General features: G+C 60.7%; 23 protein-coding genes and 1 pseudogene. 4 read left to right on the top strand and 20 right to left on the bottom strand.

Going from position 1 to position 23,746, the window contains the following annotated elements; translation table 11 throughout:
* Positions 1-3 precede the first annotated feature (3 nt).
* The 5 genes from B9Z47_RS02345 to B9Z47_RS02325 form a co-directional block, all read right to left on the bottom strand.
* Positions 4-1,497, bottom strand: a complete 1,494-nt coding sequence (locus B9Z47_RS02345) for an aldehyde dehydrogenase family protein (protein WP_108329622.1) — start codon at positions 1,495-1,497, stop codon at positions 4-6.
* Between the two features lie 19 nt (positions 1,498-1,516).
* A complete protein-coding gene (locus tag B9Z47_RS02340) occupies positions 1,517-2,575 on the bottom strand; it encodes a TauD/TfdA family dioxygenase (protein WP_158271603.1) in 1,059 nt (352 codons plus the stop codon).
* Between the two features lie 35 nt (positions 2,576-2,610).
* Positions 2,611-3,366 (bottom strand): ABC transporter permease, encoded by a 756-nt coding sequence (locus B9Z47_RS02335; RefSeq protein WP_108329620.1) that lies wholly within the window; start codon positions 3,364-3,366, stop codon positions 2,611-2,613.
* Positions 3,356-4,138 (bottom strand): ABC transporter ATP-binding protein, encoded by a 783-nt coding sequence (locus B9Z47_RS02330; protein WP_369911616.1) that lies wholly within the window; start codon positions 4,136-4,138, stop codon positions 3,356-3,358. The genes B9Z47_RS02335 and B9Z47_RS02330 overlap by 11 nt, the downstream gene beginning before the upstream one ends.
* A gap of 66 nt (positions 4,139-4,204) precedes the next feature.
* On the bottom strand, positions 4,205-5,209 hold the full coding sequence (locus B9Z47_RS02325) for an ABC transporter substrate-binding protein (RefSeq protein WP_108329618.1): 1,005 nt from the start codon (positions 5,207-5,209) through the stop codon (positions 4,205-4,207).
* 153 nt (positions 5,210-5,362) lie between these two features.
* Between B9Z47_RS02325 and B9Z47_RS02320 the strand changes: the two genes are divergently transcribed.
* Together B9Z47_RS02320 and hutG are read left to right on the top strand one after the other, a co-directional pair.
* Positions 5,363-6,088, top strand: a complete 726-nt coding sequence (locus B9Z47_RS02320) for a Crp/Fnr family transcriptional regulator (RefSeq protein WP_108329617.1) — start codon at positions 5,363-5,365, stop codon at positions 6,086-6,088.
* 143 nt (positions 6,089-6,231) lie between these two features.
* The gene (gene hutG, locus B9Z47_RS02315) at positions 6,232-7,068 is read left to right on the top strand and encodes an N-formylglutamate deformylase (RefSeq protein WP_108329616.1); all 837 of its coding nucleotides are present in this window, start codon (positions 6,232-6,234) and stop codon (positions 7,066-7,068) included.
* A 635-nt stretch (positions 7,069-7,703) separates the two neighbouring features.
* On the opposite strand, the gene B9Z47_RS02310 is transcribed toward hutG, so the two are convergent.
* The 13 genes from B9Z47_RS02310 to nac form a co-directional block, all read right to left on the bottom strand.
* On the bottom strand, positions 7,704-8,549 hold the full coding sequence (locus B9Z47_RS02310; RefSeq protein ID WP_108329615.1) for an ABC transporter substrate-binding protein: 846 nt from the start codon (positions 8,547-8,549) through the stop codon (positions 7,704-7,706).
* 28 nt (positions 8,550-8,577) lie between these two features.
* Positions 8,578-9,312 (bottom strand): amino acid ABC transporter ATP-binding protein, encoded by a 735-nt coding sequence (locus B9Z47_RS02305; RefSeq protein WP_108329614.1) that lies wholly within the window; start codon positions 9,310-9,312, stop codon positions 8,578-8,580.
* The gene (locus B9Z47_RS02300; RefSeq protein ID WP_199226236.1) at positions 9,309-10,076 is read right to left on the bottom strand and encodes an amino acid ABC transporter permease; all 768 of its coding nucleotides are present in this window, start codon (positions 10,074-10,076) and stop codon (positions 9,309-9,311) included. Before B9Z47_RS02300 ends, B9Z47_RS02305 begins: the two co-directional genes overlap by 4 nt.
* A gap of 2 nt (positions 10,077-10,078) precedes the next feature.
* Positions 10,079-10,780: an amino acid ABC transporter permease gene (locus B9Z47_RS02295; protein WP_108329613.1), complete on the bottom strand. Its 702-nt coding sequence runs from the start codon at positions 10,778-10,780 to the stop codon at positions 10,079-10,081.
* Between the two features lie 16 nt (positions 10,781-10,796).
* Positions 10,797-11,549 carry an SDR family oxidoreductase gene (locus B9Z47_RS02290; protein WP_108329612.1) on the bottom strand — a complete coding sequence of 251 codons (753 nt, stop codon included), beginning with the start codon at positions 11,547-11,549 and terminating at the stop codon, positions 10,797-10,799.
* Between the two features lie 83 nt (positions 11,550-11,632).
* Complete coding sequence (locus B9Z47_RS02285; protein WP_108329611.1) at positions 11,633-12,418, bottom strand: LamB/YcsF family protein; 786 nt, start codon at positions 12,416-12,418, stop codon at positions 11,633-11,635.
* Complete coding sequence (locus B9Z47_RS02280) at positions 12,408-12,845, bottom strand: biotin/lipoyl-containing protein (protein WP_108329610.1); 438 nt, start codon at positions 12,843-12,845, stop codon at positions 12,408-12,410. Before B9Z47_RS02280 ends, B9Z47_RS02285 begins: the two co-directional genes overlap by 11 nt.
* Positions 12,842-13,828 carry a biotin-dependent carboxyltransferase family protein gene (locus B9Z47_RS02275; RefSeq protein WP_108329609.1) on the bottom strand — a complete coding sequence of 329 codons (987 nt, stop codon included), beginning with the start codon at positions 13,826-13,828 and terminating at the stop codon, positions 12,842-12,844. The genes B9Z47_RS02280 and B9Z47_RS02275 overlap by 4 nt, the downstream gene beginning before the upstream one ends.
* Entirely contained in the window at positions 13,825-14,487 is a 663-nt protein-coding gene (gene pxpB / locus B9Z47_RS02270; protein WP_108329608.1) for a 5-oxoprolinase subunit PxpB, read from the bottom strand. The genes B9Z47_RS02275 and pxpB overlap by 4 nt, the downstream gene beginning before the upstream one ends.
* The gene (gene accC, locus B9Z47_RS02265; protein ID WP_108329607.1) at positions 14,484-15,836 is read right to left on the bottom strand and encodes an acetyl-CoA carboxylase biotin carboxylase subunit; all 1,353 of its coding nucleotides are present in this window, start codon (positions 15,834-15,836) and stop codon (positions 14,484-14,486) included. Before accC ends, pxpB begins: the two co-directional genes overlap by 4 nt.
* Complete coding sequence (locus B9Z47_RS02260) at positions 15,829-16,257, bottom strand: biotin/lipoyl-containing protein (RefSeq protein WP_108329606.1); 429 nt, start codon at positions 16,255-16,257, stop codon at positions 15,829-15,831. Before B9Z47_RS02260 ends, accC begins: the two co-directional genes overlap by 8 nt.
* 80 nt (positions 16,258-16,337) lie before the next feature.
* Positions 16,338-17,009, bottom strand: a complete 672-nt coding sequence (locus B9Z47_RS02255; protein WP_108329605.1) for an RraA family protein — start codon at positions 17,007-17,009, stop codon at positions 16,338-16,340.
* 150 nt (positions 17,010-17,159) lie between these two features.
* Positions 17,160-18,113: a nitrogen assimilation transcriptional regulator NAC gene (nac, locus tag B9Z47_RS02250; RefSeq protein WP_199226253.1), complete on the bottom strand. Its 954-nt coding sequence runs from the start codon at positions 18,111-18,113 to the stop codon at positions 17,160-17,162.
* Positions 18,114-18,227: 114 nt separating this feature from the next.
* On the opposite strand from nac, the gene B9Z47_RS02245 reads away from it, so the two are divergent.
* Together B9Z47_RS02245 and B9Z47_RS02240 are read left to right on the top strand one after the other, a co-directional pair.
* Positions 18,228-19,436 carry an aspartate transaminase gene (locus tag B9Z47_RS02245; RefSeq protein ID WP_108329604.1) on the top strand — a complete coding sequence of 403 codons (1,209 nt, stop codon included), beginning with the start codon at positions 18,228-18,230 and terminating at the stop codon, positions 19,434-19,436.
* Positions 19,437-19,576: 140 nt separating this feature from the next.
* Positions 19,577-20,187, top strand: a pseudogene (locus B9Z47_RS02240) (IS256 family transposase); the annotation flags it as partial.
* A gap of 220 nt (positions 20,188-20,407) precedes the next feature.
* Here B9Z47_RS02240 and gap read toward each other — a convergent pair.
* Entirely contained in the window at positions 20,408-21,415 is a 1,008-nt protein-coding gene (gene gap, locus B9Z47_RS02235; protein WP_108329603.1) for a type I glyceraldehyde-3-phosphate dehydrogenase, read from the bottom strand.
* Positions 21,416-21,595: 180 nt separating this feature from the next.
* Positions 21,596-23,647, bottom strand: coding sequence for a transketolase (tkt, locus tag B9Z47_RS02230; RefSeq protein ID WP_108329602.1), 2,052 nt, complete (start codon positions 23,645-23,647; stop codon positions 21,596-21,598).
* Between the last annotated feature and the right edge of the window lie 99 nt (positions 23,648-23,746).

The following is a 23,746-nucleotide window of genomic DNA, read 5'->3' as shown; positions in this document are numbered from 1 at the left end:
CTTTCAGCGAAGGTGTTCGAGTTCTTCCTGCACGATGCGCAGGACGGTGGCCTGAAGTTCAGGCGTGAGGGTGGACAGGCTGCCCGATGCCGCAGGGCTTGCTGCGCCCGACGCCATGGCCCCGGCCCAGCCACCGGGCAGTGGAAAGGCCACGCGTTTCCAGTTGACCAGCAACTCGGGGCCGACGTTGCAGTCCACCGAGCTTTTGCCCGCGTAACCTGTGCCGATGGTGAAGGTGTAGGGCAGGCCAGTGTTGGCGCCGGTGCTGTCGTGCACCGTGGAGCCGTTGACCACCACACGGTAATAGTCAAGCGCCGCGCCCCAGACCACCGCCTGCTCGGCATTGGCCGAATGGATGCCCGAGGTGTGGCCTGCGCCGCTGTGCTGCAACATGAGACGCGCCACGCCAATGGCCTGGTCCATGCCCGGCACCACCACGCAGCCCAAGATGGGCGAGAGTTTTTCTTTCAGCAGCACATGACCGGCCTGCGGGTTGGCAATGGGACAGACCAAGGCCTGGCAGTCGATGGGCACTTGCACGCCAGCGGCCTGGGCGATTTCGTGCGCCGGGCGGCCCACCACTTTGCCGTTGAACTTGCCACCGGGAAAGGCGTGGTTTTGAATTTGAAGCGCTTCTTGCTCGGTGCACACATGCGCACCCTGGTGGGCCAGCGCTTGCTGCATCTGCGGCGCGATGCTGGCGTGCAGCATCAGCACCGAAGGGGCCGAGCAAGGGCTGCCGTGGTCAAAGTTTTTGGCGCTGACGATTAGCTGCGCAGCGGCTTCGATGTCGGCGCTGGCGTCCACATAAATCGGCACATTGCCCGAGCCCACGCCAATGGCGGGGTTGCCCGAGCCGTAGGCGGCGCGCACCATGGGCGTGCCGCCGGTGGCCAAAATCACGTCGGTGCGGGCGTCGCGCATCAGCGCCCCCGTGGCCTCGACCGTGGGGCGCGTCAGAATTTGCAGCGCATGGGCCGGGCCGCCGGCTTTTTCAATGGCGGCTTGCAGCTCTTGGGTGACGACCGTGCAGCAGCCCAGCGCCACCGGGTGTGGAGAGATGACGAGCGCGTTGCGTGTCATCAGGCACATGAGGGTCTTGAACAGGATGGTGGCCACGGGCGAGGTGGAGTTGGACAGACCCACCACGACACCGGCGGGGCGGCCGATTTCGACGATGCGCAGCGCATCGTTGCGGCGCACACCGCCCAGGGCCACGTTGTCCCAGGCGCTGGGCGTGAGCGTGCAGGCGATCTGGTTCTTGGCGATCTTATCGACCACTTTGCCGATGCGGCTTTCGCGCACGGCCCACTCGGCATAAAACTCGGCACGCGGCAACAAGGCTGCGGCCACTTCTTTGGCCACGCGTTTGGCCTCTTCGGGCGTCCACAGCGCCAGCGTAGCAGCGGCTTGCCGGGCTTGGCCTAGCAAGTCACGCGCCTCCTGCAAGGCGGCCAGGTCGTGGTCAGCCAGATCGACGGGACGGATAGAACTCATGGTCAGATGCAGCCGGTATTCAACGACGCTGAGCGGCGTTGGCCACAGCGTTCAGGTCCACGCTTTCCAGGGCGCTGAAGATGGCTTCCACCGCTTGCTGTTCGCGCGGGCTGGCCGCTTGCATGCGGGTGGTGTCCAGCAGCTGGCGCATCACAGATGGCTGGCCACCTGATGCAGTACCAGCGGCTGCCCCAGTGTTCAAGGTGGGTACAAAGCTGCCGCAGGTCATGCGCTGACCGGCGCGGTAATGTGGCGCATAGTCGAACACGGCGTAGTGCTGCGTGGCGCAGTTGTCCCACATGGCCACCGAGTCTTTTTCCCAGCGAAAGCGCACCATGAACTCGGGCTTCTTGACCCACTCGTACAGCATGTTCAGCACCGCTTCGGACAAGTCCATGTGCATGCCCAGCAGGCGCTTGGTCCAGATCGAGTTGACGAACAAAATCTTGCGCCCGGTGTAGGGGTGTGTGATCACGGCCGGGTGGGTCACCGTGGGCGTGCTCTCGATCATCTTGCACTCTTGGGCGCTGGCCGTGACCATCATGCCGCTCTTGGCCGAGGCGCGCTGCGCCAGGCGCTCGTGCACATTGATGCGGCGGAAATGCCAGGGCAAATCGTGGTCGGCCTGCAGGCCTTGCAGCATCTGCTGCATGCCGGGGTTGAGTGCGTCGTAAGCCGCGCCCGCGTGCATCCACATGGTATCGCCGCCCGATGGCGGCAGGTCGGTGATGCGCAAGATGGACACCATATTGGGCTTCTTGCGGAAGGTCACATCGGTGTGCCAGCGGTCGGTCTCGGGGGCTTCGTTGCCTTGGTTCGAGATCAGCTGGATCTGGGGGTGACCTTCGATGTGCGGGAAGAATTCGTGCTGCTCCATCTCGCCAAAGTTTTGGCCCAGACGGATGTAAGCCTCGGGCTTCAGGGCCTGCTTGCGGAAGAACACCACGCCGTATTGCCACAGCGCTTGTTTGATTTCTTCGTAGACATCTTGAGAGCGCGTGTTGTTCAGGTCCACGCCGCTGATCAAGCCGCCAATGGTGGGCGTCATCGGGTCCACCTGGATGTGCCGGAAGTTCATTGTTTTATCTCCTTGAGGTGTCAAAGCAGCCCGGCTCATTGCCAGTGCAGCAAACGTTTTTCGAGCCAGGTCATGGTGCGCACCACGGCCACGCCCAAGAGGGCCAGGACCAAGAGCAACGCCATCACGCCATTGACTTCAAAGGTGGAGCCCAGGTAGGCCAGGGACTGGCCCAGGCCTTTTTCAGAGGCGATGATCTCGGCCCCGATCACACCCAACATGGCGTAAATCAGACCCAGGCGCAGGCCCGAAAAAATCACCGGAACGGCACCGGGCAAGGTGACCTGGAAGAAGGTGGTCACGGCGCTGGCACCCAGCGTTTTGCACAGCGTGACGTGGTCTTGGCTGACGCCGCGAATGCCTGCCACCGTGCTCGACAGCACAATGAAAAAGGTCAGGCTGCAACCCACGGCAATCTTGGAGCCCAGGCCCAGACCAAACCACAAAATGAACAGCGGAGCCAGCGCGATGCGCGGCATGACGTTCATGGCGTTCAGGTAAGGGTCAAGGAATTTTTCGACCTGCGGGAAAGCCACAAACAACAGCCCCACGGCCATGGCCGCCGTGCTGCCCAGGGCAAACGAAATCAGCGTGCCCGCCATGGTCCAGCCCAGGTCGGTCCAAAGCTTGCCGGTGGCAATGTTGTTCCACAGAAATTGGATGACGCCACTGGGCTGGCCCACAAAAGTGGGGTCCAGCCAGCGGTTGACGGTGAGCCACTCGCCCAACGCCAGCAGCACGGCGATGAACACGATGTGGGCAGCGCCCCAGCGCAAGGTGTCAGCCTTCATGTTTGCTCCAGCCGGATTCGAGGTGTGACCACAGCTGCGCATACAGCTCGTGGAAATGCGGGTCTTTTTGTAACTCGCGGATCGAGCGCGGACGCGGCAGGTCGATGGTGATGTCGGCCACGATGCGACCGGGGCGCGAGGTCATGACCACCACCCGGTCGGACACGGCCACGGCTTCGGACAGGTCGTGCGTGACGAACAGCACCGATTGTTTGTGTTGCTGGCACAAGCGCAGCAGCAGGTCTTCGAGCTGCAGCTTGGTTTGCGCGTCCAGCGCCCCAAAGGGTTCGTCCATCAGCAGCACAGGCGAACCCATGGCAAAGGTCCGGGCCAGGGCCACGCGCTGGCGCATGCCGTGCGACAAGGCCTTGGGCAAGGTGTTTTCAAAACCGGCCAGACCCACTTCCTGCAACATGTTGCAGGCACGCTCTTCGGCCTGGGCACGCGGCACGCCGCGCACTTCCATGCCGAACATGGCGTTGCCCAAAGCGGTTTTCCAGGGCATGAGGCTGTCGCGGGCCAGCATGTAGCCGACCTGCGGGTTGCCTTGGCGTGGCGCTTGGCCACCCACCTGAAGCGCTCCTTTGCCCGTGTGGGGCACCAGGCCAGCGGCCAGGTTGAGCAGCGTGGTTTTGCCACAGCCGCTGGGGCCCACCAAAGAAACAAACTCACCTTGACGAACATGCAGCGAGACATCGGACAGCACTTGATTGGTGCCATCGAAGCTCAGGTGCACACCATCGGCAGCGATGGCCAGGGACGTTGCGCTCAATTCAGGTGCTCCGCTCATGCAAACAGTCGGTCCATGTGAAGGTGTCAAGTCGGCTCGTGCAGCGGTTCAGCGCAATTGCAAGATCTTGCTGGTGTCAAAGTTCTTGTCGATCTGCTTGGTGTTGTGCAGGTAGTCGGCCGCGTGCTGCAAGGATTTGGCGTCCAGCGCAAAACGCGAGCTGTTGATCGAGTTGCGCAAGGAAGCCTCGACCGCCGCCGCACCGGCAGGGCCGTCGATCTTGAAGGTGTCGTTGATCACCTTAAGCACGGCCGCAAAGTTGGCGGGGTTCTGGATGAAGGCTTCAGACTCGCGCATGGCCTTGGCAAAGGCGTCCAGCGTGGCACCCTTCTTTTGCGCAAAATCGCCGCGCACCGTCATCGGGCCAGACGCGCCGTTGAGCTGCGTGATTTCCTTGGGACCTTCGCCCTTGCGGGGGTCCACGATCACGCGGCACACCTTCATGGCGGCGCAAAAACCGTCCATGGGGGCAAACAGCATCACGGCGTCGATTTGCTTGTTGGCAATGGCGGGCAAGGCGGTGTTGGGCGCGCCCACGGGCACAATGGTCACGTCGCTGCCGGTCATGCCAGCACCTTTGAGCATGTCGAGCAACTGGAACTCGGCACCGGAGCCTCGCGAGGTGACGCCGATCTTCTTGCCCTTCAAATCGGCCATCACGGCGGGGTAGCCTTTGGTGGCATTGGGCGTCTCGGTGTGTGCACCGGCCATCAAAAAGAAGATGTTGTCGCGGGCCGCATTGCCGATGATCTTGATGTCTGCGCCTTTGTTGGCGGCCTGGATGACCACTTCAGCCGGGCCGAAGGCGACGTCAATGTCGCCCGCCATCAGGGTCTGGATGCCCAAGGGGCCTGCGGGGATGGTCTTGAGCTCGCACTTGAGGCCGTTTTTCTCGCAGTAACCGTTGGCAGCGGCCACACGGGTAAGGATGTTGCCCAGGCCCGGGTAGTCCTGAATGCGCAAGGTTTCTGTCTGCGCCATGGCGGTGGAACCCAGGGTCAGAGCGATGGCACCAAGGCTAGTGCGCAGAAATGCAGGGGTCAAAAATTTCATGTCGTCTCCGTTGTGTGGTCTTTGGCTTGATCACCTTCAAGCTCGGCGAGTGAGTATTTGATGGGGCAAGGCGGCGGTAAATTGTTTCTGATGTGACAATTTAGGGGAAAGCACTCAAAAACATCGCACAACTGCACGCAAGACACCATACCCATGCCACCCGCACGCTCCACCAAACCCTTGCATGCCACTGCGCGTGACCCGGCGTACAAATCGCTGGATGCCGATGTGTTCACCAAGGTGTGGGCGGAGAACTCGGCGTTGACGGCCCAATCGGCCAAAGCCTTGCACAGCGTGGGCGTGTTGCGCCACTGGACAGAAGGTCAAGTGGTGCTCAGTCGGGGGCAAGCCACATCGACGGCCTTGCTGCTGGTCAAAGGCCGTCTGCGCGTGAGCGTGACCACTCCCGAAGGCGAAGAGCAATTGCTGCGCTGGATGCTGCCCGGCGAAATCTCCGGCTTGAGTTCGGTGTTTGCCGAAACCACCTACCCCGCCGACCTGGTGGCGGTCGGCCCCACCCAGGTGCTGCACATCGAGCGCGCCCGGCTGATCGACCTGATCAGCCACGACCCGGCCGTGGCCGTGGATTTGCTGCGGATTTTGGGCCTGCGCATCAACCAGCTGTTTGACACCCTGGCCGACCAGGGCATGCACAGCCTGCAGCAACGCGTATGGGCCACGCTGGAGCGCATTGCCAAGTTCAACAGCGTGGCCGTGCCCGATGGCGTGATGCTGCGCGTGAGCCAGTCTGACCTGGCCCAGGCGGCATCGGCTTCACGCCAACGCGTCAACCAGCAACTGCGGCACTTTCAGGAACAGGGCCTGATCCGGCTGGGTTACCGCAACATCGTGCTGTTGCGCAAGACCCCGGCACGCTGAAGGCCCGTCTGCTGCAGCGGTCACGGTCGGCTCAGCTTTCACAGCCTGGTCTGATTTTCGGTGAAATGGCGCATGCCCTGCTGCGCTTGGCCGACCGGTTCACGCCCGGCTACGCCTTTTGACAACGTCTGGATCTGATACCCATGCCTTTTAAGACTGCGCTACCCCCTTTTCGTTTTCGTCAAGGCACACGCCCGTTGCTGATTTCCATGCCGCATGTGGGCACGCATGTGCCGCCTGCGTTGGCCGCAAGCCTCACCGACGAAGCGCAGCGCGTGCCCGACACCGACTGGCATCTGGAGCGCCTGTACGACTTTGCCGATGAACTGGGCGCCTCTGTGCTGGTGGCCACGCATTCGCGCTATGTGATTGATTTGAACCGCCCGCCAGACGGCGCGAGCCTGTACCCCGGACAAAGCGTGACGGGCCTGTGCCCGGTGGACTTGTTCGACGACCAGCCGCTGTACCGCGACCCGGCCGATGTACCGGGCGAGGTCGAGATAGCCGAGCGCCGCGAAGCCATCTGGCAGCCTTACCACGCGCAACTGGCGCAAGAGCTGGCCCGCATCAAGGCCCAGCACGGCGTGGCCGCCTTGTGGGACGCGCACTCGATCCGCTCGGTGTTGCCGCGATTTTTTGAAGGCCGCTTGACCGACCTGAACCTGGGCACCGCCAACGGTGCCAGCTGTAGCCCGGCATTGGCCGAGCAGCTGCTGGCCATTGGCCAGTCAGCACCGGGCTACACCGCCGTGCTCAACGGCCGCTTCAAAGGCGGGCACATCACGCGCCAATACGGCAACCCGGCGCAAGGCGTGCACGCGGTGCAGCTGGAAATGACGCAATGCAGCTACATGCAGGAAAGCTGGCCTTTTGAGTATTGGCCCGATGTGGCTGCCAGGGTGCAGCCGCATTTGCGGCGCATGCTGGAGGCGGTGTTGGCGTTTGTGGAGGCGCCAGGGCGTGAGACGCACATTGGCTGAAAAACTGCATGACGATTTGAAGTTCCCACATTCGAAGTTACGGCTATCGGCACGGGCCTGCGGTAGGAGGTACGCCTGCCACAGCACCCGGCATGTGGGTCCGCACCTGGCGGCTCGTTCGAGCGTTTGAGGTTGATGGTCCGGTCCTCAGTGAGCCACCAGTGCCCATCTCTGAACCTCTCCACCCCTGTATCTGAGGGCTCATGCAACACACGTACGGCTTCGTCGCGGATGAGATCACGTCCATCACCCGTTCAGGCACAAGGACGAGATCTCCAGGCAAGAACGCACACCTTCATCGTACAAACGCCCCATCTACGCCGCCTCGCCTTGGTCACAAGTGCTTTGTGGTTTCATACCCACTCGCCCTGCTTGGCAATGCCTTCTATACGGCTATTGTTAGCCGGCCCACTTGTTTACGCTCCACGCAGCCTTTCCTGCTCGGCCGTGTCAGCCGTTGTGCTTCCTTCAAGCTCACCGTGACCAGCTCGCAGCGGGACTTGCACCTGCAGGTGTGGGCCCATGCCGGGCACACCATGAAAAAAAGAAGCATTCTTTCACATGTTTCCGATACGGGTTCCACGCCCATTGGCTTTGACTGACAGGTTTCTGGAAGCGAAGCCTTTCGACCTTGATTACGGCAGCGGATCAAACTTCAGCTCGGACAAGGGCACCACTTTTTCGTCGCGCGTCATTTTGAACTCTGTATTCGGGCCAAGCCATTTGTCCCAGATGCGGTTGATCTCCCCCGATTTGTCCAACGCCAGCAAAGCGTCGTTCACCTTCGCGAGCAATTGGGGTTCGTCTTTTTTCATACCGACACCGATAGGTTGAAAAGCCATGGGTTCCTGGATCATCTTCATTTCCACAGCACCACCCGTTTTGGATTGGGCCACCAGTTTGGTGATGGTCATGGTGTTGGCCACCATGCCCAGTGCTTTGTTTTGCTGAACAGCCATGTAGACGGAACCCGTGTCCTGGAAGGTCACAGGTTCGGAGCCGTTGAGTTTGATGGACAACTCGGATGTGGAGCCTTTTGTCGAGGCGATGCGCTTGCCTTTGAAGTCGGCCTTTTTGGTGCCAGCGTCAGATGCTTTAACAGCCAGCATTTCCTTGGCCAGGTAGTAGGGATGGCTGAACTGAATTTGTTCGGCACGACCCAAGGTGTAGGCCAGATTGGCCACGGTGACGTCCACCCGACCTGTCTTGACTTCAGGCACACGCGCTTCAACGGAAACGGGTGTAACCGAGGCTTTCAGTCCCAGATGCTTGGCCAAAGCGTTGCACATGTCGACATCAAAGCCCACCATTTCGCGTGTTTTGGGGTCAGGTGCTGCAAATGGGGGAACGTCTGCAAAGGTGGCGCAGCGCAGCTCCTTGCGTTGCTGCATGTCTGACCATTGGTCGGCGAATGCAGACGCCGAAACAGACGCCAGTGTCATCAGAGCGGCGGTAAATCGAATCGAGTGACGAACTTGCATGGTGAGCTCCAGGGGTTGAGAAACGAAATCAATGTGCACGCAGATCCGACAGGAAGCGTTGTGCGCGTGGGTGTTGCGGATTTTTGAAAAAGGCTTCAGGTTCAGCTTTTTCCAGGATGGAACCATCGTCCATGAACCAGACGCGGTCAGCAACTTCTCTGGCAAAACCCATCTCGTGGGTCACACACATCATGGTCATGCCATCATGGGCCAGGCTGCGCATGACTGCCAGCACCTCGCCCACCATCTCGGGGTCAAGGGCGCTTGTGGGTTCATCGAACAGCATGGCCGGTGGTTCCATGGCCAGCGCCCTGGCAATGGCCACACGTTGCTGCTGGCCACCCGAAAGCTGTGCCGGATAGGCTTGGGCTTTTTGGGCCAGACCCACTCTTTCGAGCAAGGCCATGGCCTTGTCGTGGGCCGCGCTCTTGGACAGGCCCGCCACCCGCATGGGCGAAAACGTGATGTTTTCAACCACCGACATGTGTGGAAACAGGTTGAAGCTCTGGAAAACAAAACCCACCTGGCTGCGCAACTTGTTCAGTTGCTGGCTGCTCATGGGGCTGTGGACTTGTTGGCCGTTGAAGTTCAGCTCGCCCGATTGGATTTCTTCAAGCCGGTTGACGGTGCGTATCAAGGTGGATTTACCTGAACCGGAGGGGCCACACACGACAACCACTTCCCCTTGCTTGACTTCGGCCGTGATGTTCACCAATGCGTGGTAATCACCGTACCACTTGTTGACTTGAGAAAATGAAATCATGTGAGAGGCCTTGCGGGCTGTGAATCGACCGGCAATCCGCTCGAAGAAGTTTTGGCGCGCTGGGTGTTTGTGCCCAGGCGCTTGGTCGCGATCCGGCGTTCAAGCCATTCAGCCGCTTGGGTCAAGCTCCAGCACACCACAAAATAGATCACGGCCAGGATGAAGAAGACGTGAAAAGGTTTGATGAGTAACTGGTTGTTCACCTGGCTGGCTGCGAAGGTGAGTTCATGGACGTTGATCACGTAGCCCAGGGTTGTTTCCTTGATGGTGGACACAAACTGGCTCAGCATGCTGGGCAGCATGTTGTAAAGCGCTTGGGGCAGGATGACGTAGAACATGGCACCCAGGTAGCTGTGCCCCAATGCGCGGGCGGCTTCCATCTGGCCCTTTGGCAATGCTTCAATTCCGGCGCGAACGATTTCTGCCAGGAACGCCGCCTCGTAGATCACCAGTGTCACCACCATGGTGGTGAAGCCGGAGATGTTTCGACCGATCAGCATGGGCACCAGAAAATAGACCCACAAAATGATCAACAACAAAGGGATGCCACGTGCGCCATAGACCAATGCCGATGCAGGCCAGCGCAGGAATGCGTAGCGGGAAATCCGGGCCAGTGCGATCAGCACACTCAAAGGGAAAGCGAGCGTGATGCCCAGCACGGACAGCATCAGGGTGCATGCCAGTCCACCCAAAGGACCGCTGGGGTACTGCCCGACCAGCAGCAGTAGCCAGTTGTCTCTGAGGATGGAGATCAGATCGTTCATGATCATCTCGCCGTCGTCAAGGCCGTGCGCCGCTCGATCCAACTGCCGACCGCCATGATCAGCAAGGAAATGATCAGAAAAATCACGGTCGCGATCAAATAAGCCTCAAAAGCCCGGAAGGTGCGGCTTTCCATTTCCTTGACGGCATGCGTGAGTTCGGCGGCACCAATCGCCATAGCCAGACTGCTGTTCTTGAACAAGGAAACGCTGTGGTTGACCAGGGCAGGGACGGCATTGCGCACAGCCTGCGGCATCAGAACATGCCGCATGGCACCGGTGTAGCTGTGTCCCAGGGCGCGTGCGGCTTCGGTTTGCCCCATCGGAATGGCACGAAAGCCCGAACGAAGGTCTTCGCAAAAATAAGCGGCCTGACACAGCCCCAAAGCAATGACCGCAAAAACCGCTTCGGCCTGGTTTTCGGCCAACCAGGCTTGTACGGCGTCCGGCAGGAAATTGGCGATCCCGAAATACCAAAGCATCATCTGAACGAGGGTCGGAATATTCCGGTGGTACGAAATATAGGCTTCGACGATCCTTTGTGCCATGCGGCTGGGGCTTAAACGCACTGCCAGCAAAACGATGGCCAGGCTCATGGCCAGCAACCAGGAGCCCAACGCCACGAACAGGGTGACTTTCAAACCGGACAAGAGCATGCTGCTGAACTCGGGGTTCAGCAGCAAGGCCATCACGTTGAAGTCTTTCATGGGGCGGTCTTCAGTGTCAGGCCGGCGTAGTCATGGGCCGGGCCGTTGACAAGCCACCCGGCACTTGCAGGGTGGGGGTGATCTCCATGTGGCCGATGTTCACGGCCACTGGGGCAGCGATGGCAAAAGCAATCGCTTCGGCAATGTCTTCGGCCTGTGGCAGTTCAAAGCCATCGATGAAGCGTTCGCGGATCTCGGGTGAATCGCCATGCACATGCGAAAAAATATCGGTGGCGACGCGGCCAGGGCAAATCTCGGTCACCCGGACCCGTTTGCCAAAAGCATCGATGCGCAGCTGGCGTGACAGCATGCTCACGGCGGCTTTGGTGGCGTGGTAAGTGCTGTTGCCATTGAAGTTGTAGGCACCGGCAATGGAGCTGATGTTGACCACATGGCCCCGGTCACGCGCGTGCATGCCCGGCACCACCAGCCGGCACAGGTGCAAAACCGCGCGGAGATTCACGTCGACCAGCAAATCAATGTCATCGGCTTGTGACTTGAGAAAAGAGCGTGGACGGTCTACGCCGGCGTTGTTCACCAGAATGTCGAAGGGCACTTGCTGCGTGAGGCGTGTCACAGCTTCGAGGTCGGTGACATCGAGCGCGTGTGCGATGCACCCGGTTTCTGCGGCCAAGGCCTGCAAGCTGTCTTTGGAGCGGGCCAGTGCATGCACTTCCAAGCCTTCGCGGCGCAAGCGGCGCACCACGGCAGCCCCGATGCCGGAGGATGCACCTGTGACCAGCGCTGTTTTGTAATCGGAAAAAGGCATCTCTTGTCCTTGTTTGACTGTGAATTTATAGGGGAGTGGAGCGCAACGCCAAGATGGAATGGCTGTGTTGATATAAGCCCGTCTTATGACCGGTTAAACCCTGTGTTCCGCTGCACCGAAATGGGCACGATGCGGCCCCCACGGGCCTCGATCTCGTTGCGAATGGTTCGCGCCAGCGACACGGCCCCAGGCGTGTCGCCATGCACCAGAATGGAACGCGCTTTGGCCGGCACCACGGTGCCGCTGTATGTGGTCACCGTACCTGTGGTCAACAATTGTCGGACCCGCTCTAGAACGGCTTGCTGGTCCTTGATGACCGAATTGGGCAACTTGCGTGGGACCAGCAGGCCTTGATCGTCATAAGCGCGGTCTGCCAGAAACGAGGTGGCCACCACCAGTCCGTGCTGTGCAGCGGCGTCTTCGATGGCCCGGCTGGAAGATGAGCTGATGGTCAGCTGGGGGTCGAAACGGGCAACGGCCTCAAGCAAGGGATCGGCCAACGCCGGGTCTGCGGCCGCCATGTTGCCCAGTGCACCATGAAAGCTCATGTGCGTCATCCGGCAGCCTGCGGCTTGCGCCAGACCGCTCAAGGCCCCCAGCTGATAGACCACCATGGCCGCCAATTCAACGGTGTCGATCTGCATCACGCGCCGACCAAACCCCTGACGGTCCGGAAAGCCCACATGGGCACCGACATCAATGCCTTTTGCTTTCGCCATGCGCAAGGTCTGCGCCATGATCAGCGGGTCACCCGCATGAAATCCGCAAGCGATGTTGGCTGAGGAAATGACCTCGAACAGCGCCTCGTCTTCGCCCATCTTCCAGGGCCCCAGGCCCTCGCCCACATCGGCATTCAGGTCAATTTGCATGGGTGCCCTCTTTTTCGATCACCACAAGACTGTCGCCGTACCCGACGATAGCCCCATCGCCCACCAGCACCTGAAGCACCACGCCATCGTGTGGGGCGGGCACGGGCAGCAGCACAGCGCCGACTTTCAACAAGGCCACCGTTTGTCCTGCAAGTACCCGCTGTCCGATTTGAACCAGTGGATCGTCCCTGAGCGGATGGGCATGCATGACCACACCCACCGAGCCTGCGCGCACGATGGTGGAGGTCGCGTCTTCCGGTCGAGCGACAGTGCCTGCCCCCGTCATGGGCTCCTGGTTGGGGTGGTGGCCCGTGGCTTGCGTCAAGTGGATGAAGGTTCCGGGGCCACGCAATTCCAGCGTGTGGATTGGGGTCGCACGCAACCACGCCTCCAGCTGGCGGGCGATGTCGGTCATGGGCGCATTCATGCGGCACTCCGGGTGTCATGGTGCAGTCGAATCTGGCGCTCGATGTCGGCCAGCCATGCCTGTGTCTGCTGCAGCGCTGCCAAAGCCTCTTCCCAGTTGGTTTGCATGAAGCGGATGCGGCTGCCAATGGGCATCTGACCGAGCCGCCAGAGGTCGGCTTCGATCACCGTGCCCATTTTGGGATAACCGCCTGTGGGTTGTGCGTCGCGCATTTGAACAATGGGTTGTCCGTCGGGTGGAACCTGTATCACGCCGGGCACGATGCCATGCGAGCGCATTTCCAATGGCGCAATGGCTTGCAATGGCTCACCCGCCAGACGGAAACCATAACGGTCACTTTGGGGGGTGATTTTCCATTCGCCAGCCCAAAAGGCAGCTTGTGACGCAGCGGTGTATTGCGCGTATTCGGCAGCGGGCAAGACCCGCACGGCAGGGCAACCATCCAGGTGCAGCGGCATGGCCACCTCGGGAGGGACCAGTCCCAAGGTGCGGCCCTCAACGCATGTGGGCGTTGTCGCTTGCAAGGTATCCCCGGTGCGCAGCGCCCGTCCATCGACACCGCCAAATGCACCACGCAGTTGGGTGCTGCGCGAATTCAGGACGATGGGCACATCCACGCCGCCCGGCAAGCACAGATAAGCACGGCTTCGGCGCAAAGCCCCCAGGCGCGGCAAATTCAGTGTCAGGATCTGGCCTGCACAAGCGCCATGAGTGGCCCAGGGCATCAAGGGCGTGTCATCCAGTCGCGCATCGCAGTCTGCGCCTGTCAGCGCGAAATCGCAGTTGGCCAGAAAGCGGACCTTGAACGGAAAAACCTGGACTTCAACCGCAGCACAGTTCGTGTCATTGCCCAGCAAGAGATTGCCCGCCGCCAAAGCCAGGCCATCCATGGGGCCCGCAGTGCCTACACCCCAGCGCAGGCAACCGTCGCGGCCCAGATCCTGCACGGTGTTGAGTGCACCGGTGCTCAGTACCTCGATCATCGGATCACCTTCTCAACGCGAAAACGGATGCTGTCACCCGGCTGCAGCAACGCAGGCATGGCCAGTTCGGGATCGAAAAAGGACATGCTGGTCGAACCGATGGTGTTCCAGCCACTGGGGCCTGCCGAAGCCGATACGCCTGTCTGGAAACCGCCGATCGAGACCGACCCACCGGGAATGCGCAACACAGGCACCTGGCGGCGCGGGGTGGCAATGCGCTCATCCATGCCGCCCAGGTAGCAGTAGCCGGGGTGACTGCCCAGGGCATAAACGGGGTAGACAGGTGCGCTGTGCAGGGCCACGATGTCATCCACACTCAGGCCCGTGTGCGCCACCACGTCGCTCATGTGGGGTCCACCTTCGCCCCCGTAGACGACGGGCAGCTCGATGACGCGCCCGTCCAGCACCATGGGCGACGCTGTGGCCCACGCCGAGGCCAGACGCTCACGCAGTGCGGCAATGTCGCGTGGTGGTGTGGAGAACGCCAGCATCAGGTTGTTCATGCCCGGCACGGCCTCCCTGACCTCTGGCCAGGTTTGTGTCTCTTTGGCCAGTGCCCAAATGCGCTGTTGCCGTGTCAGATCCATCGCAGGACCTGGTGCCTCGAACAGTGCGGCTGTCGTGCCGAGCAAACTGAAGATGGGTTTTGCGTCCGTCATGCAAGCGCACTTTCCTTGAGCCAGCGTTCCAGGTAATGGATGTCCACCCCGCCTTCGGCAAAGCCCGCGTCCACCATCAGCTCGCGGTGCAAAGGCAGATTGGTCGAGATGCCGCCGACCTGCATTTCATCGAGTGCCGCACGCATCCGCCGCAGCGCGTCTTCACGGTCAACGCCATGCACGATGAGTTTGCCCACCATGGCATCGTAGTAAGGGGGCACACGGTAGCCTTTTTGTGCATGTGTATCCACGCGCACGCCCCAACCGCCGGGCAGACGCCACGCCGTGATCTCGCCAGGCGAAGGCAGGAAGCTTTTGGGGTCTTCTGCATTGATGCGGCATTCCAATGCATGCCCATGGCATTGGACATCGGTTTGCCGGATCGTCAGCGGCTCGCCTCTGGCCATCCGGATTTGCTGCTCGACGATGTCGATGCCGGTGGTCAATTCGGTGACCGGGTGTTCCACCTGCAGACGGGTGTTCATCTCAATGAAATAGAAAGCACCTTCTTCGTACAGGAACTCGAAGGTGCCGACGCCGCTGTACCCGATGCTCAGGCAAGCCTGCACGCAGCGCTCGCTCAACTGCGCCAACAGTGCAGGCGAAATGTGCGGGGCCGGGGCTTCTTCGATGACTTTCTGGTGCCGCCGCTGCAAGGAGCAGTCCCGCGATCCCAGCCAGACGGCATGGCCGTGCTGATCTGCCAGGATCTGGATTTCGACATGGCGAGGATGCAGTAAAAACTTCTCGATGTAGACCTCCGGATTGCCGAAGGCTCGGGCTGCCTCTTCACGCGTCACCGACAAGGCGGACAACAATTGCGCCCGTTCGTGCACCACGCGCATGCCGCGTCCACCACCGCCGCCGGCCGCTTTCACAATGACCGGGTAACCGATGTCGTTGGCGATGGCCAGCACCTGCTGGGGATCGTCGGGCAGTGAAGTGTCCGGGCCGGGCACGCAGGGTACCCCTGCGGCGCGCATGGCATGCTTGGCAGATACTTTGTCGCCCATCAGGCGAATGCACGCTGCGCTGGGGCCAATGAAGCGCAGTCCGGCTTGCTCCACTTGGGTCACAAACTCGGCGTTTTCCGACAAGAAGCCATAGCCAGGGTGAATGGCCTGTGCGCCGCTGACTGTGGCCGCCGCCAAAATGGCAGACTGTTTCAGGTAACTCTGACGGGGCGCTGCTGGTCCGATGCACAGGGCCTGATCGGCCAGCGGGAGGTAGGGCGCATGCCTGTCAGCCTCTGAATACACCAGCACCGTGCGCAGACCGAGTGTGCGGCATGCGCGCAAGATGCGCAACGCAATTTCCCCGCGATTGGCGATCAGAACCGTGTCAAACATGGGGGCCTTGTTCCACCACCACCAGCACCTGGCCGGCCTCCACCTCGGTGCCTGTGACCACGTGAACCGCCACAACCCGGCCCGCATGCTCACAGGCCACCTCGTTGAAAACCTTCATGGCTTCGATGGTGCAAACCGTTTGCCCCACCTGAACGTGCTCACCCACCTGAACAAAAGGCGGTTGACCGGGGGAAGCTTGCAGGTGCACGATGCCAAACACGGGGGCCTGGATTTCGCAGACCGATGCAGTGGGCGCTGCCTGTTGTCGAGGCGACGTCAGTGTTTTAACGCTCGCGGGTACAGACGCCGTGGCGGCGTGCCTGACAAGCCGCAGGGTCCAGCCTTCGTGGCTGAGTTCCATCTCGCTTAGGTCCGATGCGGCCATCGTGTCGATGGCCATTTTCATGTGGTGTAAATCCATGGCGATCCTAGTTCCGGCACAGGGGCATCGGGGTGCTCTGCATGGGCAAGGTCATCTGTTCGATCTGGCTCATGCGGTCTTCAGTTGACGGCACGCGCCTCAAGCGCCGCAATGAATGAACGGTCCCAGCGGCCCTGGTTGATCTCATCCATTTGCTGCTGTTCCTTGCCTTGTTGGACCAAGGCTTGCTGAATCAGCGTGGCCGCTTCGGACGCAGGAAAAGCCAGCAGACCATCCTGGTCGCCCACGATGATGTCGCCAGGCTGCACCACCATGCCGCCGATGCACACGGGCACGTTGATTTCGCCGGGGCCATTTTTGTAGGGTCCACGGTGGCTGACACCTCGGGCATAGACCGGAAACTCGCGCTCACGGATTTCGGCCACATCACGGATGGCACCGTCAAGCACCATGCCCGCCAAACCCAGCATGGCCGCGCCGGCCGTGATGATGCCGCCGACAATGGCGTTGCTCACATCGCCGCCAGCATCAATCACCAGCACGTCGCCCGGACGGCAATAATCGAGGGCTCGCAGCGTCAGCAGGTTGTCACCCCCACGGGTGCGCACCGTCACGGCGGTGCCGGCCATGGTCCATTTGGAGGGCTTGTGATAAGGCGAGATGCCCAGGCTGCCCGTGCCACGGTGCATGTTGTCCGACAAAAGGGCAACCGCCAATTCGCGCAATTGGTCGATCTGTGTTTTCTCGGCCTGTGGCCAAGAGGGCATGCGCCGGGCTCCAAGTTCAGTCATGGCAATCCTTGTGAAAAATAGTTCGGGTGAGCCGACAGTTCACAGAGCGTAAGCAAGGACGGGGTGCCCGGCAAAGACCAAATGTGTATTTCCAGATAAGGTTCGCTTATGGAAGCGCTGGACATTCAGTCGAAATTTCCGGCTCGGCGCTCAGATCGGCGGCTGCCCTCCGATGGGCTGGGCGCGTGATGCGGGGCTGAGAAAGCTGCCCGGAATGTCGGCAATGACCTCCAGCAAGATGTCCTTGACGACTTTGGCCGGTTCGGACAAAGGCAGGTGATCCGATTGGCACAAGGCCAGACGTGCTTCAATTTCAGGCTCGATGATGCGTGCTTGCCAGGCATTGCAGTCCACCACCAGTTCCCGCGCCAGCGAGGTGGGCACCACCGCGGCCCCCAAGCCATCGCTGATCAGGGCCGACAAAGTCTTGGCCGACTCAATTTCCGCGACCACACGGGGTTTCAGCCCCAGGCTGGCAAATGCCTCATCCACCAGTCGGCGCAGGTAGTTGTAGCTGCGTGGCAAATACAGGTCAAATTCGGCAAGCTCCCGCACCGTGATGATTTCGGCAGGTGCCTGCATCGATGGTGGCCCGACCAAATACAGCGATTCGCGCAACAAAGGCAGGAATTGCAGTCCATGAATGGCATCTCGTCCGCCGTACAGCACGGCCAGGTCCATGCGGCCACTCATGACCAGTTCGGACAAAGTGGTGCCGTAGTTTTCATTCAAATAGGGCACGATGCCCGGGTGCCTGGCCCGCAGAATGCGAAGCAATGGCAAAGCCAGGGTGGCGGCCATGGTGCCGGGTGCCAGGCCAATGCACACAGAACCCGATATCCCGCTGCTGGCCGTTTGCATGTCGACCACGGCCTGGTCACATTGCCGCAAGATCAGTTGTGCATGCCGATACAGTACCTTGCCCGCTTCCGTCGGTGTGACCCCTCTTTTGGTTCGCAGCAACAGTTGTTGGTGCACCTCGGCTTCCAGGGTGGCCAGCTGTTGGCTGATCGCTGGCTGGGCAATGTGCAGCAGGTCGGCGGCCTGGGTCAGGCTGCCGACATCCACGATTTTTACAAAGTATTTGAGCCGCCTGAGATTGATCGTCATGGCGGCCATTATCTATCCATAAGCGTTACCTATTAAGGCAGAGGAAAGCCGTCTTGGCATTTCGGGCCGTGTCGCCATACCTTTACGGCCATCAAAGGAGTTCACCACATGAGTACGCCTCAACTTGCAGCCAGGCTTCGGCGCATCAAACCGTCTCCCAGCACATTTGCCGCTGACCGTGCCAGCGAATTGCGTCGGCAGGGAAAATCCATTGTCAATCTGGTGGTGGGTGAGCCCGACTTCGACACGCCGGCCCATATCCGTGAGGCCGCTGTTGAGGCCATGAACAAGGGGCAAACGCGCTACACGCTGATGGCGGGTACGGTCGAAGTGCGCCAGGCGATCGTGGCCAAGCTCCAGCGTGAGAACGGCCTGCATTACGAGATGGACGAAATCATCGTGACCAGCGGTGCCAAAAGCGCCATCTTCAGTGCCTTTGCCATCACCATCGAGGCGGGTGATGAAGTGATCATTCCTGCGCCCTATTGGGTCTCTTACCCAGACATGGTGCTGGCCTGCGATGGAACGCCTGTGACGGTGGTGTGTCCCGAGGCCAACGGTTTCAAACTGACCCCGGAACAACTTGAAGCCAGCATCACCCCCCGCACGCGCTGGCTTTTGATCAACTCACCCAGCAACCCCACTGGGGCTAGTTACACGATGGATGAATACCAGGCTTTGGCACAAGTGCTGGACCGCCATCCTGACGTGATGGTCATGACCGATGACATTTATGAACACATCCGCTTCGATGGCCAGCGCACCCCGCACTTGCTGCAAGCGGCCCCACAGCTGCGTGACCGCACGCTGGTGATCAATGGGGTGTCCAAAACGTACGCGATGACCGGTTGGCGCATTGGCTACATCGCAGGTCGACGTGAATACATCAAAGCACTGGACACCTTGTTGTCTCAATCCACGGGCAGTTGCTGCGCCATCAGCCAAGCGGCTTGCGCTGCGGCATTCAATGGTGATCAGAGTTTTGTCACAGAAAGCGTGGCCGTCTACAAGCAGCGGCGTGACCACACTGTCCAAGCGCTCAACGCCATTGATGGCATCAGCTGCCGCTTGCCCGAAGGGGCGTTCTATCTGTATGTCAATTGTTCCGGTCTGTTGGGTAGCAAGACCCCTGACGGAAAAGTGCTGAAAGAGGACACCGACGTTGTCATGTACTTGCTGGAAAGCGAAGGCGTTGCGGTGGTGGCTGGCACAGCGTATGGACTTGCGCCTTATTTCCGGATGTCGATTGCCACGTCGATCGACATACTGGATGAAGGGTGCAAGCGAATTGCGCGTGCAGTGGCCCAACTGGTCTGAGCGCCTTTTTGCAGGGTGTAGCGCTGGTGGCGCTGCGTTCGCTGGCATCCTGACGGTGTTGCTTGTGTGTCTTTGACCGCTTGCCGGATTCGTCCGGAATAGGCCTGGCGATAAGATGCCGCCAGACCTCAAGCCAGGACGGCCTGTGGATCGCCCAGACCGAAGGGGCCAAGTTCTGGCTGCAGGTGGTCACGGAGCTCAAAAATCGGGGCGTGGCCGACACTTCATCGCCTGCGTGGATGGCTTGAAGGGCTTTCCTGAGGCGATAGAGGCGGTGTACCCGCAAACGGCGGTACAGCTGTGCGTGGTGCACATGGTTCGCCACAGCTTGAACTACGTGAGCTGGAAGATGCGCAAGGTGGTGGCGGCGGACCTGAAAACCATCTACAGCGCCGCGACTGCCGATGAAGCCCTACTGCGGCTGCAGGCGTTCGAGGACCAGTGGGGCCAAGACTACCCGACCATTGTGAAATCGTGGCGCAGCAACTGGGAGCGGATCGTGCCGTTCTTTGAATATCCGCCGGAGATTCGGCGGATCATCTACACGACCAACGCCATCGAGTCGGTGAACATGAGCCTGCGCAAGGTGACCAAGAGCCGGGGTTCGTTCCCCAGCGATGAGGCCTTGCTGAAATTGTTCTACCTGGCGCTGAACAACATCAGCAAGAAGTGGACGATGCCCCTGAGAGATTGGAAGGCCGCATTAACCCGGTTTACCATTCAGTTCGAAGGCAGGATGCCCAAGGACTGATCACCGCCCCGTTTACACAAAACTCTGTACACCCTCTCACGACAGTTTCACCCCGCCTGCCGATACCCCTACGCAACCCACATCTCTGTCGTTACCGCACATAGCGGCAAACATCGCCAAGGTTTCCTTAGGCCTGATCGCGGCGGGGTACCGATCCAACAGAGAACCATTGCCATGAAAAAAGCGCCCGAAGGCGCTTTTTTCATTTGGGCGATCAAGCTCACTTCTTCTTAGCCACCACGCGCACCATCTCCAGACACTGCTTGGCGTAGCCCCATTCGTTGTCGTACCAAGCGACGATCTTGACGAAGCTCTTGTCCAAGGCTATGCCTGCTGTTGCGTCGAACACGCTGGCGCAGGGCTCGCCACGGAAGTCGGTGGAGACGACTTTTTCGTCGGTGTAGCCCAGCACGCCTTTGAGCGCGCCTTCGCTTTGCGCCTTCATTTCTGCGCAAATTTCGGCGTAGCTGGCGTCGCTGTTCAACTCCACCGTGAGGTCAATGACCGACACGTCGGAGGTGGGCACGCGGAAGGCCATGCCGGTGATCTTGCCCTTGATCTCGGGGATGACCACGCCCACGGCCTTGGCCGCGCCCGTGCTGCTGGGGATGATGTTCTCCAGAATGCCCCGGCCACCGCGCCAGTCTTTGCGCGAGGAGCTGTCCACGGTCATTTGGCTGGCGGTGGCTGCGTGCACCGTGGTCATCAGGCCGCGCTTGATGCCCCATTTGTCGTTGAGCACCTTGACCACGGGGGCCAGGCAGTTGGTGGTGCATGACGCATTCGACACGATGGCTTCGCCTGCGTATTTTTTGTGGTTCACGCCATAGACGAACATGGGGATGCTGTCTTTGGAGGGTGCCGAAATCACGACTTTTTTGGCACCAGCGGCCAAGTGCATTTGGCTGGTGGGTTCTGTCAGGTAGTGGCCCGTGCATTCGAGCACGGTGTGCACGCCCATCTCGCCCCAGCGCAGGTTGTGCGCGTCGCGCTCGTGCGAGAGTTTGATCTTCTTGCCGTTGACGATCAGGGCATCGTCGGTGAAGTCCACCGTGCCATCAAAGCGGCCGTGCACGCTGTCGTACTTGAGCATGTAGGCCAGGTAGTCGGCGGGCTTGGGGTCGTTGATGCCGACGATCTGGATGTCGTCGTAGCCGTGCTTGAGCGCGGCGCGCAAAGCCAGACGGCCGATGCGGCCGAATCCGTTGATACCCAGCTTGATGGTCATGGTGAGAGCCTCAGGAGAAAGTTACGAAACCGTTACGTAACCGGATTTGAAAACAAAACCCTTGCTTGGGCCTGATTCCCGGACAAGGCTTCAGCACCCTGCAGTGCTGAAGCGGGTCCAGCCGGTCAGTGGCTGACAAGCCCCGCAGAACCCCGAAGGGTGCTGTGGTCGGGGCGCAGGTCAGGCCTTGAGCAGCGCAGCGTGGACCGTGTCGGCCACGTTTTCGGCGGTGAAGCCGAAGTGTTTGAACAGCACAGGCGCGGGAGCCGATTCGCCATACGTGTCGATACCGACCACGGCAGCGCAGCCGTATTTCCACCAGCCGTCGGTGGAGCCCATTTCGACCGCCACGCGGGGCAGGCCTTCGGGCAACACGCTTTGTTTGTATTCGACGTCTTGGCGGTCAAACACATTGGTACTGGGCATGGAGACCACGCGCACACCGATCTTGCGTTCGGCCAGCAGCTTTTGCGCGGCCAGGGCCAGTTGCACTTCAGAGCCGGTGGCGATGATCACGCCGTGGGTCTTCTTGATGCCGACGTTTTCAGGCTCGGACAATACATAAGCGCCGCGGCTGATGTCGCCCAGATCGCTCTTGGGTGAGTAGGCCAGGTTTTGGCGGCTGAGCAGCAGTGCCGAAGGACGGTTCGCGTTTTGCAGCGCCACGGCCCAGGCCACGGTGGTTTCGGCCGTGTCGGCGGGACGCCACACGTCCAAGCCAGGGATCAGGCGCAGGCTGGCGGCGTGCTCGATCGACTGGTGGGTCGGGCCGTCTTCGCCCAGACCGATGGAGTCGTGGGTGAACACGTGCACCACGCGCTGCTTCATCAGCGCGGCCATACGGATGGCGTTGCGTGAGTAGTCAGAGAAAGTGAGGAAGGTGCCGCCGTAAGGGATGTAGCCACCGTGCAGAGCGACGCCGTTCATGATGGCGGCCATGCCGAATTCGCGCACGCCGTAGTTGATGTGGCGGCCGATCTTGGAGGCCCCTTCGGTAGCCGAGCCGTCTGCCGTCTTGACCACGTCACCGGCCAAGTCCACGCGGAAGGCGGGGGTGCTCTTGGTGTTGGTCAGGTTGGAGCCGGTCAGGTCGGCTGAGCCGCCCAGCATTTCGGGCAGGGCGGCGGTGAAGGCTTCGAGCGCCAGCTGGCTGGCCTTGCGGCTGGCCACGGTCTCGCCTTTGGTGTGGGCAGCCACCACGGCGTCAAACGCCACTTGGTTGAAGTTCTTGGGCAAGTCGCCCTTCATGCGGCGCACAAACTCTTTGGCGTGTGCGGGGAAGGCGGCTTTGTAAGCGGCAAAGGCGGTGTTCCACTCGGCTTCGCGGGCTTTGCCAGCGGCCTTGGCGTCCCAGTCTGCGTAGACCTCTTTGGGGATCTTGAAGGGCTCGGCCGTCCAGCCGAGGGCTTCGCGGGTGAGTTTGATTTCTTCAGCGCCCAAAGGTTCGCCGTGGGCTTTGGAAGTGCCTGCACGGTTGGGCGAGCCCTTGCCGATGGCGGTTTTGCAGACGATCAAAGTAGGCTTGTCGGCACTGTGTTTGGCGCTGGCAATGGCGGCCGACACGGCAGCGGCGTCGTGGCCGTCCACGGCATCGATCACGTTCCAGCCGCAAGCGGCAAAGCGCTGGGGCGTGTTATCGATGAACCAAGGGGCGACTTGGCCGTCAATCGAGATGCCGTTGTCGTCGTACAGGGCGATCAGCTTGTTGAGCTTCCAGGCACCGGCCAGGGCCACGGCTTCGTGGCTGATGCCTTCCATCAGGCAGCCGTCACCCAAGAACACATACGTGTGGTGGTTGACGATCTTGTGGCCTTCTTGGTTGAACTCGGCGGCCAGCATTTTCTCGGCCAGCGCCATGCCCACGGCGTTGGTGATGCCCTGACCCAGGGGGCCGGTGGTGGTTTCCACACCGGGGGTCACGCCCACTTCGGGGTGGCCAGCGGTTTTGCTGTGCAGGGTGCGGAAGTTTTTGATCTCTTCGATCGGGAGTTTGTAGCCGGTCAGGTGCAGCACCGAATAAATCAGCATCGAGCCGTGGCCGTTGGACAGCACAAAGCGGTCGCGGTTGGCCCAGTGCGGATTGGTGGGGTTGTGTTGCAGGTGATCGCCCCACAGCGCGACGGCCATGTCAGCCATGCCCATGGGCGCGCCGGGGTGACCGGAGTTGGCTTGTTGAACAGCGTCCATTGCGAGGGCGCGGATGGCGTTGGCCATTTGTTGCTGGTTTGCCATGTGGGCAGCTCCGGGAAGTATTCTGGAAAACCCGGTATTTTAGCGGCTGTCGGTCCGGCCGCCTGTCCGGGCCGCTCGCGTTGCGGCCTGATCACCGAC

It is taken from the genome of Limnohabitans sp. 2KL-1 (assembly GCF_003063435.1).
Classification (GTDB): domain Bacteria; phylum Pseudomonadota; class Gammaproteobacteria; order Burkholderiales; family Burkholderiaceae_C; genus Limnohabitans_A.
Note: the sequence above shows the minus strand (reverse complement) of the source record. Positions and strands in the feature narration are given on the sequence as shown.

Excerpts from the sequence above, each read along its gene's own strand:
- B9Z47_RS02345 (WP_108329622.1), bottom strand. The coding sequence starts at position 1,497 with ATGAGTTCTATCCGTCCCGTCGATCTGGCTGACCACGACCTGGCCGCC.
- B9Z47_RS02340 (WP_158271603.1), bottom strand. The coding sequence starts at position 2,575 with ATGAACTTCCGGCACATCCAGGTGGACCCGATGACGCCCACCATTGGC.
- B9Z47_RS02335 (WP_108329620.1), bottom strand. The coding sequence starts at position 3,366 with ATGAAGGCTGACACCTTGCGCTGGGGCGCTGCCCACATCGTGTTCATC.
- B9Z47_RS02325 (WP_108329618.1), bottom strand. The coding sequence starts at position 5,209 with ATGAAATTTTTGACCCCTGCATTTCTGCGCACTAGCCTTGGTGCCATC.
- B9Z47_RS02320 (WP_108329617.1), top strand. The coding sequence starts at position 5,363 with ATGCCACCCGCACGCTCCACCAAACCCTTGCATGCCACTGCGCGTGAC.
- hutG (WP_108329616.1), top strand. The coding sequence starts at position 6,232 with ATGCCTTTTAAGACTGCGCTACCCCCTTTTCGTTTTCGTCAAGGCACA.
- B9Z47_RS02310 (WP_108329615.1), bottom strand. The coding sequence starts at position 8,549 with ATGCAAGTTCGTCACTCGATTCGATTTACCGCCGCTCTGATGACACTG.
- B9Z47_RS02305 (WP_108329614.1), bottom strand. The coding sequence starts at position 9,312 with ATGATTTCATTTTCTCAAGTCAACAAGTGGTACGGTGATTACCACGCA.
- B9Z47_RS02300 (WP_199226236.1), bottom strand. The coding sequence starts at position 10,076 with ATGAACGATCTGATCTCCATCCTCAGAGACAACTGGCTACTGCTGCTG.
- B9Z47_RS02295 (WP_108329613.1), bottom strand. The coding sequence starts at position 10,780 with ATGAAAGACTTCAACGTGATGGCCTTGCTGCTGAACCCCGAGTTCAGC.
- B9Z47_RS02290 (WP_108329612.1), bottom strand. The coding sequence starts at position 11,549 with ATGCCTTTTTCCGATTACAAAACAGCGCTGGTCACAGGTGCATCCTCC.
- B9Z47_RS02285 (WP_108329611.1), bottom strand. The coding sequence starts at position 12,418 with ATGCAAATTGACCTGAATGCCGATGTGGGCGAGGGCCTGGGGCCCTGG.
- B9Z47_RS02280 (WP_108329610.1), bottom strand. The coding sequence starts at position 12,845 with ATGAATGCGCCCATGACCGACATCGCCCGCCAGCTGGAGGCGTGGTTG.
- B9Z47_RS02275 (WP_108329609.1), bottom strand. The coding sequence starts at position 13,828 with ATGATCGAGGTACTGAGCACCGGTGCACTCAACACCGTGCAGGATCTG.
- pxpB (WP_108329608.1), bottom strand. The coding sequence starts at position 14,487 with ATGACGGACGCAAAACCCATCTTCAGTTTGCTCGGCACGACAGCCGCA.
- accC (WP_108329607.1), bottom strand. The coding sequence starts at position 15,836 with ATGTTTGACACGGTTCTGATCGCCAATCGCGGGGAAATTGCGTTGCGC.
- B9Z47_RS02260 (WP_108329606.1), bottom strand. The coding sequence starts at position 16,257 with ATGGATTTACACCACATGAAAATGGCCATCGACACGATGGCCGCATCG.
- B9Z47_RS02255 (WP_108329605.1), bottom strand. The coding sequence starts at position 17,009 with ATGACTGAACTTGGAGCCCGGCGCATGCCCTCTTGGCCACAGGCCGAG.
- B9Z47_RS02245 (WP_108329604.1), top strand. The coding sequence starts at position 18,228 with ATGAGTACGCCTCAACTTGCAGCCAGGCTTCGGCGCATCAAACCGTCT.
- gap (WP_108329603.1), bottom strand. The coding sequence starts at position 21,415 with ATGACCATCAAGCTGGGTATCAACGGATTCGGCCGCATCGGCCGTCTG.
- tkt (WP_108329602.1), bottom strand. The coding sequence starts at position 23,647 with ATGGCAAACCAGCAACAAATGGCCAACGCCATCCGCGCCCTCGCAATG.